This is a genomic window from Pseudomonas saponiphila (genome assembly GCF_900105185.1).
Lineage (GTDB): Bacteria > Pseudomonadota > Gammaproteobacteria > Pseudomonadales > Pseudomonadaceae > Aquipseudomonas > Aquipseudomonas saponiphila.
In genome coordinates this window covers 2,191,557-2,207,276 of sequence record NZ_FNTJ01000001.1, presented here as the reverse complement: position 1 = coordinate 2,207,276, position 15,720 = coordinate 2,191,557, and the positions used below count along the sequence as shown (strand labels likewise).

The 15,720-nt window shown below is 62.2% G+C and carries 13 protein-coding genes and 1 pseudogene; 8 read left to right on the top strand and 6 right to left on the bottom strand.

The features are described from left to right. Positions 1–100 precede the first annotated feature (100 nt). Both BLV47_RS10365 and BLV47_RS10360 read left to right on the top strand, forming a co-directional pair. The gene (locus BLV47_RS10365; protein ID WP_092313005.1) at positions 101–505 is read left to right on the top strand and encodes a MerR family transcriptional regulator; all 405 of its coding nucleotides are present in this window, start codon (positions 101–103) and stop codon (positions 503–505) included. Positions 506–568: 63 nt separating this feature from the next. Beyond that, positions 569–1,468 (top strand): hydroxymethylglutaryl-CoA lyase, encoded by a 900-nt coding sequence (locus tag BLV47_RS10360; protein WP_092313002.1) that lies wholly within the window; start codon positions 569–571, stop codon positions 1,466–1,468. A gap of 621 nt (positions 1,469–2,089) precedes the next feature. On the opposite strand, the pseudogene BLV47_RS36975 reads toward BLV47_RS10360, so the two are convergent. The 4 genes and pseudogenes from BLV47_RS36975 to BLV47_RS10345 all read right to left on the bottom strand — a co-directional run. Beyond that, positions 2,090–2,203 (bottom strand): annotated as a pseudogene (locus BLV47_RS36975) (hypothetical protein); the annotation flags it as partial. Positions 2,204–2,297: 94 nt separating this feature from the next. Continuing rightward, a complete protein-coding gene (gene istB, locus BLV47_RS10355) occupies positions 2,298–3,047 on the bottom strand; it encodes an IS21-like element IS1474 family helper ATPase IstB (protein WP_062838242.1) in 750 nt (249 codons plus the stop codon). After that, positions 2,935–4,620 carry an IS21 family transposase gene (gene istA, locus BLV47_RS10350; RefSeq protein WP_062838241.1) on the bottom strand — a complete coding sequence of 562 codons (1,686 nt, stop codon included), beginning with the start codon at positions 4,618–4,620 and terminating at the stop codon, positions 2,935–2,937. Before istA ends, istB begins: the two co-directional genes overlap by 113 nt. Positions 4,621–4,806: 186 nt before the next feature. After that, on the bottom strand, positions 4,807–6,441 hold the full coding sequence (locus BLV47_RS10345) for an AMP-binding protein (RefSeq protein ID WP_092312999.1): 1,635 nt from the start codon (positions 6,439–6,441) through the stop codon (positions 4,807–4,809). Positions 6,442–6,669: 228 nt separating this feature from the next. On the opposite strand from BLV47_RS10345, the gene BLV47_RS10340 reads away from it, so the two are divergent. The 4 genes from BLV47_RS10340 to BLV47_RS10325 all read left to right on the top strand — a co-directional run bounded on the left by BLV47_RS10340 (position 6,670) and on the right by BLV47_RS10325 (position 12,323). Beyond that, positions 6,670–7,833 (top strand): isovaleryl-CoA dehydrogenase, encoded by a 1,164-nt coding sequence (locus tag BLV47_RS10340; protein ID WP_092312996.1) that lies wholly within the window; start codon positions 6,670–6,672, stop codon positions 7,831–7,833. Between the two features lie 106 nt (positions 7,834–7,939). After that, positions 7,940–9,544: a carboxyl transferase domain-containing protein gene (locus BLV47_RS10335; protein ID WP_092312993.1), complete on the top strand. Its 1,605-nt coding sequence runs from the start codon at positions 7,940–7,942 to the stop codon at positions 9,542–9,544. 17 nt (positions 9,545–9,561) lie between these two features. After that, positions 9,562–10,380, top strand: a complete 819-nt coding sequence (locus BLV47_RS10330; protein ID WP_092312991.1) for a gamma-carboxygeranoyl-CoA hydratase — start codon at positions 9,562–9,564, stop codon at positions 10,378–10,380. Beyond that, a complete protein-coding gene (locus tag BLV47_RS10325) occupies positions 10,377–12,323 on the top strand; it encodes an acetyl/propionyl/methylcrotonyl-CoA carboxylase subunit alpha (protein WP_092312988.1) in 1,947 nt (648 codons plus the stop codon). Before BLV47_RS10330 ends, BLV47_RS10325 begins: the two co-directional genes overlap by 4 nt. A 54-nt stretch (positions 12,324–12,377) precedes the next feature. Here BLV47_RS10325 and BLV47_RS10320 read toward each other — a convergent pair whose 3' ends face one another. Next, positions 12,378–13,043: a LexA family protein gene (locus BLV47_RS10320; RefSeq protein WP_092312985.1), complete on the bottom strand. Its 666-nt coding sequence runs from the start codon at positions 13,041–13,043 to the stop codon at positions 12,378–12,380. Between the two features lie 133 nt (positions 13,044–13,176). On the opposite strand from BLV47_RS10320, the gene BLV47_RS10315 reads away from it, so the two are divergent. Continuing rightward, positions 13,177–13,524 (top strand): DUF6124 family protein, encoded by a 348-nt coding sequence (locus tag BLV47_RS10315; protein WP_092312982.1) that lies wholly within the window; start codon positions 13,177–13,179, stop codon positions 13,522–13,524. A gap of 491 nt (positions 13,525–14,015) precedes the next feature. Continuing rightward, complete coding sequence (locus BLV47_RS10310) at positions 14,016–15,170, top strand: M14 family metallopeptidase (protein WP_092312979.1); 1,155 nt, start codon at positions 14,016–14,018, stop codon at positions 15,168–15,170. Between the two features lie 45 nt (positions 15,171–15,215). Here BLV47_RS10310 and BLV47_RS10305 read toward each other — a convergent pair whose 3' ends face one another. Further along, entirely contained in the window at positions 15,216–15,662 is a 447-nt protein-coding gene (locus BLV47_RS10305; RefSeq protein ID WP_092312976.1) for a winged helix-turn-helix transcriptional regulator, read from the bottom strand. Positions 15,663–15,720: the final 58 nt, after the last annotated feature.

Here is a 15,720-nt window from a genome sequence, read left to right as displayed (position 1 = left end):
GCAGGAGTCGGCTTGCCGGCGCACGGGATAGGAGCGGATTGCTTGACGTATACGTAAACCTGCCTTTAGCTTAGCGCCAAGTCCCACCTTGAGCGCCTCCATGAGCAGTCAGACCTACAGCATCTCCGACCTCGCCCGCGAGCTCGACATCACCACCCGGGCCATCCGCTTCTATGAAGAACAAGGCCTGCTGGCCCCCGAGCGCCGCGGTCAGGAACGCATCTACTCACCCCGGGACAAGGTCAGCCTGAAGCTGATCCTGCGGGGCAAGCGCATCGGTTTTTCCCTGGCCGAATGCCGTGAACTGATCGAACTCTATGACCCCAGCAGCGGCAACCTCAAACAGTTGCACAGCATGCTGGCCAAGATCAGCGAGCGCCGTGAGCAGCTTGAACAGCAGTTGCTCGACATCGAACAGATGAAGCTGGAACTGGACACCGCCGAAGAGCGCTGCACCCAGGCACTGCAACAGACCCTCCAGAACCAGAAGCACCCTGCCCAATAATCCCCGGGACACCTGCGCGGCTCGCGCCGGCAACCGCCCTCCTCCATTAGAAGGTGAACCTGTATGTCACTCCCCAGCCATGTACGCCTGATCGAAGTCGGCCCCCGCGATGGCCTGCAGAACGAAGCCCTGCGCATCAGCGTCGACGACAAGGTGCAACTGGTCGACGCGCTGACCGCAGCGGGCCTGGGCTATATAGAAGTCGGCAGTTTCGTCTCGCCCAAGTGGGTGCCGCAGATGGCCGGCTCGGCCGAAGTGTTTGCCCGCATCCAGCGCAAGCCGGGGGTAGTCTACGGCGCGCTGGCGCCGAACCTACGGGGCTTCGAGGACGCTCTGGCAGCGGGAGTCAAGGAAGTCGCGGTGTTCGCCGCCGCGTCGGAGTCGTTCTCCCAGCGCAACATCAATTGCTCCATTAGCGAGAGCCTGGAGCGCTTCGTACCGATCATGGACGCGGCCAAACAGCACGGGATCAGCGTGCGCGGCTACGTGTCCTGCGTACTGGGCTGTCCTTATGAAGGCCAAGTGGCTGCGGAACAAGTCGCCCTGGTAGCCCGCGAACTCTATGCCATGGGCTGCTATGAGGTGTCCCTGGGTGACACCATCGGCACCGGCACCGCCGGCGCCACCCGCAACCTGTTCGACGTGGTGGGTGCCCAGGTGCCACGGGACAAGCTCGCCGGTCACTTTCACGACACCTATGGCCAGGCCCTGGCCAACGTCTACGCCAGCCTGCTGGAGGGCATCGCGGTGTTCGACAGCTCGATCGCTGGCCTCGGCGGCTGCCCCTATGCCAATGGCGCCAGCGGTAACGTTGCCACCGAAGACGTGCTGTACCTGCTCAACGGTCTGGGCATTCACACGGGTATCGACATGGACCGCCTGATCGACGCTGGCCGGCAGATCTGCGCGGTACTGGGGCGTCCCAGCGGTTCCCGGGTGGCCAAGGCACGTAACGCCGGATGAGCCAATGTGCGGCCGGGTGTTACCGGCCGCTCTGAACCGCGGCTGGAACGAGTAACACGGAAACAGTTTGTCGATTTTCTTGCAGCACAGGTTGTCCTACAAAATCATCAAGTTATTGATTTAAAAGGATTTTAAAAAGTTGGCACGGCTTCTGCTATCTCTATGGCATAACAAGAATAAAAAGCAGCAAACCTAATAAAAATAAGACGTAACGACTCTGACATAACAAAAACAACACGACAGAGACGCAGCTAACAGATTTTTTTGGAGAGGATGTAGTGTGCAGGAGGGCTTGCAAGAGCCACCCGCAACCGGTCAGAGAACAATAAAACTACCCTGAGGTAGCTCCCGAACTGGTTGGATCGCCCTGGCGACACATTGGATCAGCGCTCAAAAAAATACGTTTGCTCTTGATCCCGGATGGGGATCACCCAAAACAGCAGCAAAGGGCCACGGTTGCCAAAAACAACAACAGACCGCCCCTCAATAATAAAAAAAGAGCACGCAACGACACATTAAAGGGGAGCTTCGGCTCCCCTTTGTGCTTTTCGCGATTCGACTTTACCCGCCCTTCCTCGCCCCAAAAGCGTGCACCGGTACAGATGCACGCCCCAGCAAGGCTCAGACCTTACCCACCTGCTCGCGCAGCTCCTCGATGCTGATCTCGCGCATGCGGAATTTCTGGATCTTGCCGGTCACCGTCATCGGAAATTCCTCAACGAACTTGAAGTAGCGCTGCGGATTTCGGTGAACGTGACCGAGCGTTTCGCTAATACGTGACCGGTGCTTCCACCCCGGTTGCGCGGGTTCTGGATTGTAATCGCATCGGTCACGATGCGGCTTGTTCCTCGGCTTTTTTTCGGCGCAGCGACTCGCCTTTCATCGTCAGTCGGTAGGCGTTGTGCACCAGGCGGTCGAGGATGGCATCGGCCAGGGTCGGGTCGTTGATCCAGCCGTGCCAGTGCTCGATGGGCAGTTGGCTCGTCAGGATGGTGGAGCGGCTGCCAGCGCGGTCGTCGATCACCTCCAGCAGGTCATGCCGGGCTCCTTCCTCCAGCGGGGCTAGCGCCCAGTCGTCCAGCACCAGGACGTCGACCTTTGCCAGCTGTTGCAGGGTACGGCCGAAGCTGCCGTCGCCATGAGCGATGCGCAGTTGTTCCAGCAGGCGCGGGGTGCGCAGGTACAGGGTGCTATAGCCCTGGCGGCAGGCCTGGTTGCCCAGGGCGCAGGCCAGCCAGGTTTTGCCGGCACCGGTCGGGCCGGTCAGCAGCAGGTTGTGCTGCTGGCGGATCCAGTCGCCACTGGCCAGGGTGGCGATCAGACGCTCGTCCAGGGCGCGTCCGGTGCGGCGGTCGAGATCTTCCAGGCAGGCGTTGGCGTACTTGAGCTTGGCCTTCTTGCGCAGCCGTACCAGGCGCTGGTTGTCACGCCAGGCCAGTTCGCGGTCGAGCAGTAGGCCGAGGCGTTCATCGAAGCTCAGGCTGTGGCTGGCCGGCAGCGTCCATTGCTCTTCCAGGGCGCGGGCCATGCCGTCCAGGCGTAGCTGGTGCAGTTGATTCAGGGTGTGTTGCGGCATCATCGAACAGCTCCTGTTGCGGGGGTTGGTAGTAGTCGGCGCCACGGACGTTCTCGTGGTCGCCGGGTAAGGTCGTTTCGGCGGCACGCTGGGGCAGCGGCTGTTGATCCAGGCCTTGCTGGAGCAGGTTGCGCACGCTGCGCCCGGTGAAGGCGCGCAGGTGTACGGCACGTTCGGCAGCGGCTTCCAGGCGTGCATTGCCATAGCGCCGGGCCAGCGAGAGCAGGCCGAGGCAGGCGCGGTAGCCCATCTCCGGGTGCGGCTTGTGGGTCAGTTGGTGATCGATCAGTTGGCGCGTGTAGGGGCCGATCCGCGCGCCCCAGTCGAGCAGGCGTTGTGGCGTCCATTCGCGATGCGCCTGGTGCGCCGCGGGCATGTGCTCGCGCTGGGTACTGTAAGCGCCGCGTCGCCCCAGCAGCAGGTGGCTGGCCACCCGCCGGTTGCCATGCAGCACTTCCAGGGTGTGTGCCGTCAGTCGCACGTCCACGTTCTGCCGGGCCAGGGCGGAGGGCACGCTGTAGAAGCTGCCATTGACCTCGATGTGGTAGTCGATGCTGACCTTGCAGCGCTTGAAGGTGGCGACCTCGTAGGGATGCACCGGCAGCGCTCGCAAGGCCGGGCGATCCAGGCGCTCGAACCAGTCGCGCCGGCAGCCATCGAGCCGCTTGAACGGGCGCCGATTCAGATCCTCCAGCAGCTCGGCGATGGCCTGGTTAAGCGCATGCAGGCTGAAGAACTGCCGATGGCGCAGCCGCGCCATGATCCAGCGCTCGACCACCTGCACCGCCACCTCGGCCTTGGCCTTGTCCTGAGGCTTGCGTGGCCGTGCCGGCAGGATCACCGTCTGGTAATGACGCGCGCACTCCAGCGTGGCCCGGTTCAGGCCCGGCTCGTAGCGATCCGGCTGGGCGACCAGGGCGCGCGGATTGTCCGGCACAACCATTTCCGGCACGCCGCCAAAGTAGGTCAGAGCCTGGCCCAGCGAGGTCAGCCAGTCCACCTGGGTTTCGCCTGGCGTCGCGCAGGCATAGGTGTAATTCGAGGCGCCCAGGGCGGCGACGAAGATGTGCGCCCGGCGCACTTCGCCGGTGGCCGGGTCGACCACCGGCAGCGTCGGCCCGGCATAGTCGATGAATAGCTTCTCGCCCGCACGGTGCAGCTGACGCATCGAACGTTTGAGCGTCTGGGCGTAGCGCCGGTAGTGCTCGACGAACTGGGTGTAGCGGTAGGTCGGCTGGCCCGCATGCGCGGCGAGATATTCCTCCCACAGCAGCTGCAAGGTCACGCCCTTGCGTCGCAACTCGCGGTGGATGCTCAGCACATCGGGCAGCACTCGCTCACCGCGCGGCTTGTTCGTCGACGTCGGTGCAAACAAGGCGGCCGCCAGCGCGGCCTCGTCCATGGCCACCAGCGCCGGCCAGTCCAGCCCGGCCACCCGCGCCGCCGCGATGTACTTGCTAACCACGCCCTTGGACAGCTGCAAGGCACGGGCAATCTTCTCGTGGGACAAGCCGGCCTCAAACTTGAGGCGCAGACATTCTTTGATGTTTCGCATGGCTACTCGCGGCGCCGCCATCTTCCTCTCCCGAAATCGGTCGAGGATGGCGGCGCATCAGGTCATGCGCAACGAAGGGGAAGGCTTTCGCTAAGTCGTGACCGGCGATTTCGGTAAGCCGTGACCACCTGTTTCGGAACAGGCGGAAAATCGGTCACGTTGCTACCGAAATGAGCGGTCACGCGTTAGCGAAATGACCGGTCACGATCAACCGAAACGGCCGGTCACGGTGCTCCGAAATCCGCAGTAGCGCGGCGTCTTGAAATGGGCGATGCGCTCCTTGCACCAGGCCTGCAGCTCCACTTCATTGGCGCAATGCCCGGGATGGAACTTGATCCACGCGACGATTTCCTCACCGTACTTGGCGCAGGGAATACCGATCACCTGCACATCGGCCACGGCAGGATGGGTGAAGAAGAACTCTTCCAGTTCCCGCGGGTAGATGTTCTCGCCACCGCGAATGATCATGTCCTTGTTGCGCCCGGCGATGCACACATAACCCTGCTCGTTCATGGTCGCCAGGTCGCCGGTGTGCATCCAGCCCGCCTGATCGATGGATTCAAGGGTGCCCTGGGGATTGTTCCAGTAGCCGAGCATGACGCTGTAACCCCGGGTGCAGAGTTCACCAATAGTGCCCCGCGGCACCACATTGCCGGCCTCGTCGATGATCTTGCTCTCCAGATGGGGCTGGGTACGCCCCACAGTGGTGACCCGCAACTCCAGGTCGTCGGCGGGACCGGTCTGCAACGACACCGGGCTGGTCTCGGTCATGCCATAGGCAATCTGCACTTCGCTCATGTGCATTTCGCTGATGACCCGACGCATTACCTCGATCGGGCAAGTGGCGCCGGCCATGATCCCGGTACGCAGGCTCGACAGATCGAACTCGCCACGCCGGGGCTGATCGAGCAGGGCAATGAACATGGTGGGCACCCCGTACAGACCGGTCGCCCGCTCCTCGGTCACGGCGCTCAGGGTCAGCAAAGGGTCGAAAGCGTCGTTGGGGTAGATCATGGTGGTGCCATGGGTGATACAGCCCAGGTTGCCCATGACCATGCCGAAGCAGTGGTACAGCGGCACCGGGATCACCAGGCGATCCGCCGCCGTCAGGCCTAGGCTCTCCCCCACCATGTAACCGTTGTTGAGGATGTTGTAGTGACTCAGGGTCGCGCCCTTGGGAAAGCCCGTGGTACCCGAGGTGTACTGGATATTCACCGGCTGGTCGAAATCCAGGCTGTCCTGGCGTGCCTGCAGTTGCTCGGCAGTGGTTCCGGCGGCCAGGTCGGTCAACTGCGACCAGGGCAGGAAGCCGGAGGGTGGCTGGGCGTGCAGGCTGATCACCCCACGCAGCTCGGGCAGGCGCTCACAGTGCAATTGGCCGATGGATTGCTCCGCCAGTTCGGGGATCAGCCCCTGCAGCATGCCGTGGTAATCGGAAGTCTTGAACGCCCCGGCACAGATCAGCCACTGGCAGCCGGACTGCTTGAGCACATACTCCAGCTCGGAACTGCGATAGGCCGGGTTGATGTTCACCAGGATCGCGCCGATCTTGGCGCTGGCCAGTTGCGCGATGCACCATTGGGCGCAGTTGGGCGCCCAGATTCCCAGGCGATCCCCGGTATCCAGCCCCAAGGCCAGCAGCGCACGAGCATGCAGATCCACTGCCTCGCGCAACTGCTGCCAGGTGTAACGCAGCTGCTGATGACGCACCACCAGCGCCTCGCCCTGAGGATAGGCGGCGACAGTGTTGTCGAAAGCCTGGCCAATGGTCAGCGCGAGTAACGGCTTGTCTTGCGTACCACGGGTGTAACTGCGATCCGGCTGGAAACCCGAGTGTTCCATGACGACCCCTATTGTCTTTATTAGTGGGTGTTCAGGAGCCAGGCGAAAGGTGCAAAAAAGCCCGGCTCCAATCGAAAGCCCTGCTACTCTGGCGCAAGTTGACGTTTACGTAAAGGGCGATTGACAGCCTTCGGTCGCAGGTTTACGTTAACGTAAAGGTGAGAGCCCGACAGCGCCGCTCTCCACGTCCCTCCTCTCAATAAAAACAAGTGTGAAGGTGCCCACGCCATGAGTTATCCGACCCTGAACTTCGCCCTCGGTGAAACCATCGACATGCTGCGCCAACAGGTCCAGGCCTTCGTCAAGGCCGAGCTGGCACCGCGGGCGGCACAGATCGATGTCGACAACCTGTTTCCCGCCGACATGTGGCGCAAGTTCGGTGACATGGGCCTCTTGGGCATCACCGTGGCGGAAGAGTACGGTGGCGCCGGCCTGGGCTACCTGGCGCACGTGGTGGCCATGGAAGAGATCAGCCGAGGCTCGGCCTCGGTGGCGCTGTCCTACGGTGCCCACTCCAACCTCTGCGTGAACCAGATCAACCGTAACGGCAACCACGAGCAGAAGAGCAAGTACCTGCCCAAGCTGATCAGCGGCGAACACATTGGCGCCCTGGCCATGAGCGAGCCCAACGCCGGCTCCGACGTAGTGTCGATGAAGCTGCGGGCCGACAAGCGCGGCGACCGCTTCGTGCTCAACGGCAGCAAGACCTGGATCACCAACGGCCCCGACGCCAACACCTATGTGATCTACGCCAAGACCGATCTGGAAAAAGGCCCCCACGGCATCACCGCTTTCATCGTCGAGCGCGACTGGAAAGGCTTCAGCCGCAGCAACAAGTTCGACAAGCTGGGCATGCGCGGCTCCAACACCTGCGAGCTGTTCTTCGATGACGTGGAAGTACCGGAGGAAAACATCCTCGGCGTACTCAATGGCGGCGTCAAAGTGCTGATGAGCGGCCTGGACTACGAGCGCGTGGTGCTCTCCGGCGGCCCGACCGGGATCATGCAGGCCTGCATGGACCTGGTGGTGCCCTACATCCACGATCGCAAGCAGTTCGGCCAGAGCATCGGCGAATTCCAGCTGATCCAAGGCAAGATCGCCGACATGTACACCCAGCTCAACGCCAGCCGCGCCTACCTGTACGCGGTGGCCCAGGCCTGCGAACGCGGCGAAACCACCCGCAAGGACGCCGCCGGGGTGATTCTCTACAGCGCCGAACGTGCCACCCAGATGGCCCTGGATGCGATCCAGATTCTCGGCGGCAACGGCTACATCAACGAATTCCCGGCCGGCCGCCTGCTGCGCGACGCCAAGCTCTACGAAATCGGTGCCGGCACCAGTGAGATCCGACGCATGCTGATCGGTCGCGAACTGTTCAACGAAACCAGGTAAGAGCAGCCGCAAGTGGCGAGCTACCAGCGGCAAGCCAACGCTGCCGTGATACCGACTTACTTTTGCAGCTTGAAGCGTGTCGCTTGAAGCTGCCGTAGGCCCTCCGATGATTCTGAAGTCTCAGCTCAACCCGAAATCCCCCGAGTTCGCGCAGAACGCGGCCAGCATGCTGGCCCAGGTCGATGCCCTGCACACCCTGCTCGCCCAGGTCCAGCAAGGCGGTGGCGCCAAGGCCCAGGAGCGTCACACTTCCCGGGGCAAACTGCTGCCGCGCGAGCGGATCAACCGCCTGCTCGATCCCGGCTCGCCCTTCCTGGAACTCAGCCCCCTGGCCGCCTACGAGGTCTATGGCGAAGACGTGCCGGCTGCCGGGCTGATTGCCGGCATCGGCCGAGTGGAAGGCATCGAATGCATGATCGTGGCCAACGACGCCACGGTGAAAGGTGGCTCCTACTATCCGCTGACGGTGAAAAAGCACCTGCGGGCCCAGACCATCGCCCAGCAAAACCGCCTGCCGTGCATCTACCTGGTGGACTCCGGCGGCGCCAACCTGCCACGCCAGGATGAAGTGTTCCCGGACCGCGAGCACTTCGGACGCATCTTTTTCAACCAGGCCAACATGAGCGCCCAGGGCATCCCGCAGATCGCCGTGGTCATGGGCTCCTGCACTGCCGGTGGCGCCTACGTACCGGCCATGGCCGACGAAGCCATCATGGTCCGTGAACAGGCGACCATCTTCCTTGCCGGCCCGCCCCTGGTGAAGGCCGCCACCGGTGAAGTGGTGAGTGCCGAAGACCTCGGCGGTGCCGACGTGCACTGCAAGGTTTCCGGGGTCGCCGACCACTACGCCGACAGCGACGAACATGCCCTGGCCCTGGCACGGCGCAGCGTGGCCAACCTCAACTGGCACAAGCAGGGGCAATTGCAGCAACGTACCCCGATCGCCCCGCTGTATGCCGGCGACGAGCTCTATGGTGTGGTGCCGGCCGACGCCAAGCAGCCATTCGATGTCCGCGAAGTCATTGCGCGGCTGGTGGACGGCTCGCTGTTCGATGAATTCAAGGCCCTGTTCGGCACCACCCTGGTCTGCGGTTTCGCCCATCTGCACGGCTATCCGGTGGCCATTCTCGCCAACAACGGCATCCTGTTCGCCGAAGCCGCGCAAAAAGGCGCGCACTTCATCGAACTGGCCTGCCAGCGCGGCATTCCCCTGCTGTTCCTGCAGAACATCACCGGTTTCATGGTGGGGCAGAAATACGAAGCCGGCGGTATCGCCAAGCACGGCGCCAAGTTGGTGACCGCGGTGGCCTGCGCCAAGGTGCCGAAACTCACCGTGATCATCGGCGGCAGCTTCGGCGCCGGTAACTACGGCATGTGCGGCCGCGCCTATGACCCGCGCTTTTTGTGGATGTGGCCCAATGCGCGAATTGGCGTGATGGGTGCCGAACAGGCGGCCGGGGTGCTGGTTCAGGTCAAGCGCGAGCAGGCGGAACGCGGCGGACAGCCGTTCGACGCGGCCCAGGAAGCCGAGATCAAGCAGCCGATCCTCGATCAGTACGAACACCAGGGGCACCCCTATTACTCCAGTGCACGACTGTGGGACGACGGCGTCATCGACCCGGCGCAAACCCGTGACGTACTGGCCCTGGCCCTGTCCGCGGCCCTCAATGCCCCCATCGAACAGAGCCGCTTCGGCGTGTTCCGCATGTAATCCTGCGCGAGAAGAACATGAGCGACTTCAATACCCTGGAACTGCTGCGCGACCCCCGTGGCTTCGCCACCCTGTGGCTCAGCCGCGAAACCAAGAACAACGCCTTCAACGCCGAGATGATCCGCGAGCTGATCCTCGCCCTGGATCAGGTCCAGGCCGACCCGAGCCTGCGTTTCCTGTTGCTGCGCGGACGCGGCAAGCACTTCAGCGCCGGCGCAGACCTGGCCTGGATGCAGCAGTCGGCGGAACTCGACTACCAGACCAACCTCGACGACGCCCGGGAACTGGCGGAGCTGATGTACAACCTGGCCAAACTGAAAATCCCCACCCTGGCCGTGGTGCAAGGCGCAGCCTTCGGCGGCGCCCTGGGCCTGATCAGTTGCTGCGACATGGCCATCGGCACCGACGATGCCCAGTTCTGCCTGTCGGAAGTGCGTATCGGCCTGGCGCCGGCGGTCATCAGCCCGTTCGTGGTCCAGGCCATCGGTGAACGCGCTGCCCGGCGCTATGCCCTCACCGCCGAGCGCTTTGGCGGCCAGCGCGCGCGGGACATCGGCTTGCTGGCGGAAAGCTACCCGGCTGACACGCTGGAACAGCAAGTGAGCCAATGGATCGACAACCTGCTGCTCAACAGTCCCCAGGCCATGCGCGCCAGCAAGGACCTGTTGCGGGAAGTCGGCAACGGCGCGCTGACCACAGCTCTGCGCCGCTATTGTGAGAACGCCATCGCGCGCATCCGGGTCAGCGCCGAAGGCCAGGAAGGCCTGCGGGCGTTTCTCGACAAACGCCCGCCCAGCTGGCAGTCCGCGACCACCACCAAGGAGCCCCGCTCATGAGCGCCCCTGTTCTAGACACCCTGCTGGTGGCCAACCGCGGCGAAATCGCCTGCCGGGTGATGCGCACCGCCAAGGCCCTGGGCCTGACCACCGTGGCCGTGCACAGTGCCACCGACCGTGACGCCCGGCACAGCCGCGAGGCGGATATCCGTGTCGATCTGGGCGGCAGCAAGGCCGTCGACAGCTACCTGCAGATCGATAAGCTCATCGCCGCCGCCAAAGCCAGCGGCGCCCAGGCCATTCACCCTGGCTACGGCTTTCTCTCGGAGAACGCCGGTTTTGCCCGAGCCATTGAAGCGGCGGGCCTGATCTTTCTGGGGCCGCCCGCCTCGGCCATCGACGCCATGGGCAGTAAATCAGCGGCCAAGGCGCTGATGGAAACCGCCGGGGTGCCGTTGGTGCCGGGTTATCACGGCGAAGCCCAGGACCTGGACACCTTCCGTAGCGCCGCCGAGCGCATCGGCTACCCGGTGCTGCTCAAGGCCACCGCCGGCGGTGGCGGCAAGGGCATGAAGGTGGTCGAGGACGTCAGCCAACTGGCTGAAGCCCTGGCCTCGGCGCAGCGCGAAGCCCTGTCGTCCTTCGGCGACTCGCGGATGCTGGTGGAAAAGTACCTGCTCAAGCCACGGCACGTGGAGATCCAGGTATTTGCCGACCAACACGGCCACTGCCTGTACCTCAACGAGCGCGACTGTTCGATTCAGCGCCGCCACCAGAAAGTAGTCGAGGAAGCCCCCGCTCCGGGCCTGAGCCCCGAGCTGCGCAAGGCCATGGGCGAGGCGGCGGTGCGTGCCGCTCAGGCCATCGGCTATGTCGGCGCCGGCACCGTGGAGTTTCTTCTGGACGCCCGCGGCGAATTCTTCTTCATGGAGATGAATACCCGGCTGCAGGTGGAACACCCGGTTACCGAAGCCATTACCGGGCTCGATCTGGTGGCCTGGCAAATACGCGTGGCCCAGGGTGAAGCCCTGCCCATCAGCCAGGAACAGGTCCCGCTGCTGGGGCATGCCATTGAAGTACGCCTCTACGCTGAAGATCCGGGCAATGATTTTCTGCCGGCCACCGGCCGCCTCGATTTGTATCAGGAGTCCGCCGCCGGACCGGGACGCCGGGTGGACAGTGGGGTCGAGGAAGGCGACAGCGTGTCGCCCTTCTACGATCCGATGCTGGGCAAACTGATCGCCTGGGGCGAGAACCGCGAACAGGCCCGCCTCCGGCTATTGAGCATGCTCGACGAGTTCGCCATCGGCGGCCTGAAAACCAACCTGGCGTTCCTGCGGCGCATCATTGCCCATCCGGCATTTGCTCAAGCGCAACTGGATACCGGATTTATCCCACGCTATCAGGAGCAACTCCTGCCAGCGCCAAGCGAATTGACTACGGACTTCTGGCAGGCGGCGGCCCAGGCCTTTGCGCAAAGTCAGCCGCAGCGCACGCGCGCTGACGATCCCCAATCGCCCTGGTCGACGCTCAACGGCTGGCGCAGCGGCCTGCCGGCCCAGACCAGCCTGCACCTGAGCTGTGCCGGCCAGGACCGGGCCATCAGCCTTGGGGCCCATTCGCCCGCCTATCAGTTGCAGAACGAGCGCCTGTGGGTCGAGCAACAGGGACTGCGTCGTGAACATCGCGCCATTCGTCGTGGCGATACCCTGTACCTGCACTGGCAGGGCGACATGCACGCCATCACCGCCTACGACCCGATCGCCGCGGCCGATGCCAGCCACAGTCAGCATGGCGGGCTCACGGCACCGATGAATGGCAGCATCGTGCGGGTGCTGGTCAGCGTCGGACAAAGCGTCGAGGCCGGTGCGCAACTGGTGGTACTGGAAGCAATGAAGATGGAGCACAGCATCCGCGCGCCCCAGGCCGGAGTCGTCAAGGCCCTGTACTGCCAGGAAGGTGAAATGGTCAGCGAAGGCAGTGCGTTGGTGGAGTTGGAGTAACTTTATCAATAAGAAAGCCCCTTTCTATTTGTAGGAAGGGGCTCTTCAAAGAAGTTAAAACTTCGCAGTTGCTTGTACGACTACACCAATAACCCGGCACTCGTCGCTGTAGAGCATCTTCGGATAAGTGGGATTGAGTGGTACCAGATAACGCTGGCCGCCCTCTTGTACCAACTTGCGGAAGATCGCCTCGTCATTCCCGGGACACTGCACGACCAGCAACTTCCCAGGCTCGGCAGCAACGGCCGGGTCCACCAGGATCAGCATGCCCTGGCTGATGCTCAGGCCGCTGGGGGCGATCATCGCGTCACCGACCACTACTAACCAGAAGGCCGCCCCCTGCGCCTGATAATCGGAAAGCTCATAACGCTCGGGGACATAGGCCGACTGGCCACTTTCCCGGACTTCTCCGACCTCCCGCCAATCACTGACCGGATACCGGAAATACGGGTTGTACTTGTGCTGCAAGGAAGGCTCCTCCACCAGGGGTTCGCCATCATCGCCGAGCATGGGTTTCTCGCGGACCACCAGGGCAACTTCAAGAAAGCCCATGCCGATCTCTTCGAGCACCCGGTTCATGTCTTCGATCTTCGGCTGGCGACGCTTGCTCAACCAATGACCGATGCCACCTTGAGACATGCCCAGACGCTCGGCGAGTTTTTCCTGTGTGACCTTGCGGCCTTTCATGTTGGCTTTAACCAACTCGATCCATTTGTCCATGGGCCGAACAATACGTTGTGTATTCCCCGCCTCAACACACAAGTTGTAGTATTTGAAATCTCGTCACAATTACAATACGTATTAACATCGTTCCTACCCCTCTCTCCTTATCACCATCAGGGCAGAACACTTCATGAACACAAGCAGCAAGGATGTGCAGGAATTCGATACAGAGGCCACATTCAACGCACTCAAGGATAGCGATGCGGCACGGCGAGCGATGGACTACTACTTGAAACCCGCCATTACCGAGCCAAGCAAGGATGAAAAGTTTTTCGAGATCAGACGCAGCCTGAGCAGTGAGGAAGCCATGATCCATGCATCCGATCTATTGCGCTGTGCAGCGGCCACCGCCTATGACGCCGCCAACAATCTGCGGGGTGCCAATCGTGACCTGGCATTTTCGGTGGTGCACATGATCGACCTGGCCAAGGCCCTGGTGGACAAGTGCCTGGAATGCCAGCGTTGTGGATCAAGCTAGGAGGCCTGCGCCCTTCCCGACAGGAGGGTGGGCAAGAGGGCAAGGCAAGAAGGGCGGATTATTTACCGGGACACGAGGAAAATCATTTGACTTGCAAATGATAATGATTATTATTGCATCCAGCTGATCGCGAGATCGGTCGATAACCCAAAGGACCTTAGGTCGGACCTTTGGATTATCTCCTCATCAGGCTAATCACGGTTTTTGACCCGGCTTTTTGCCGGGTCTTTTTTTTGCCAGTTTTTCTGGCTTGGCTTCAGGCTAATGAAGACGTGGGTGCCGCTAAAAATAATGGCGGCGATGATAGCAAAAGAATGTCCTTTTGCAAGTCAGCGCCAGACGCCACGCTCCGGGCAAAGAAAAAAGTAGCGCTTGAGAATCAATCGCATAGCCACTAAGCTGCTTCGGCGTCAAGGACGACGCCCCCCCCTTCTATTACCTTCTCCAGTGTGTAGAGTGACGGTCATAACAATCCTGTACAGGAACCGAACATGACCGTGGGCAATCACACTTCGTTTCAAATCACTGCCGATTTCGACAGTGGCAACATCAAAGTGCTGGACATCAGCAATCCACTGCAAGCCCTGCTGGCCATCCGCCCGGATACCCAGAGCCCGCATTTCCAGTGGTTTCACTTCAAGGTCAGCGGCCTGCATGTCGGCCAGGAACACTGGTTCCGCCTGACCAATGCCAGCCAGTCCTCCTACAACAAGGCCTGGACCGGCTACCAGGCTGTTGCTTCCTATGACCATGTGAACTGGTTTCGCGTACCGACGATCTTCGAAGGCGACGCCCTGCGCTTCAATCTGGAAGCCACCCAGACCCACGCCTGGTTCGCCTACTTCGAGCCCTACAGCCGCGGACGCCACGACTGGCTGATCGACCAGGCCTTGAGCAAGGCCGGGACCCAATTGCTGGCCGTGGGCAAAAGCGTCGAAGGCCGGGACATCCAGCTGCTACGCAAAGGCAGCGGCGAGCAAGGCCGGCGCAAACTGTGGATCATCGCCCAGCAGCACCCCGGCGAGCATATGGCCGAGTGGTTCATGGAAGGCGTGATCGAGCGCCTGCAGCATCGGGACGACCCGGAACTCAATGCACTGCTGGCCAAGGCCGATCTGTACCTGGTGCCGAACATGAACCCGGATGGCGCATTCCATGGCCACCTGCGGACCAACGCCAAGGGCCAGGACCTGAATCGCGCCTGGCAGAACGCCAGCCAGGAGCTCAGCCCCGAAGTGCTGTTCGTCCAGCAGCAGATGGAAAGGTACGGTGTCGACCTGTTCCTCGATGTGCACGGCGATGAAGAGATTCCCTACGTGTTCACCGCCGGCTGCGAAGGCAACCCGGGCTACACGCCACGGCTGGCGGCACTCGAGGAGCATTTCCGCAGCCATCTGAAGCACCAGACCCGGGATTTCCAGACCACCCACGGTTATGCCCGGGACAATCCCGGAGAGGCCAACATGACCCTGGCCTGCAACGCCGTCGGGGAAAAATACGACTGCCTGGCATTGACCCTGGAGATGCCCTTCAAGGATCACGACGATGCCCCCAACCCGCTGACCGGCTGGTCCGGCAAGCGCTCCATGCAACTGGGCAAGGATGTGCTGAGTACCCTCGCCGATCTGGTGGACAGCCTGCGCTAAGCCATGCCGACGACTGCGGGAAGCGCTCCCGCAGTCGTCATGTGCTCACGACGCCGGCACCCGCAGGCAATCGTCCGGCCCCAGCAAGCGCCCATCCGCCGTACGCAGTTCCAGTGCCGGCAGCGGTTGCCCGGTTTCCCGGTCGACCATCCGCGAATGCGCCTCACCCTCCTTGTAGAAAAACGCCTCGCCCCATTGGCGCAGACCAATGATCAGAGGAAACAGCCCCCTGCCCTTCTCCGTCAGCACGTACTCCTGATAGGAACTGCCATCGGAGGCTGGCACAACCGCCAGCACCCCGTGTTCCACCAAGGTGCGCAGGCGCGCGGCGAGGATGTTCTTGGCCATGCCCAGATTGCGCTGGAATTCGCCAAAGCGGCGGATGCCGTCGAAGGCATCACGCACGATCAGTAACGACCACCAGTCACCAATGGCGTCCAAGGAGCGAGCCACCGGGCACTCAGCATCTTGCAGGCTAGTGCGTTTGACCATGTTGGGATTCTCCAGACAGGCAGCGGAAAAGTGGTTGCAATATAAAACCGCGATCACT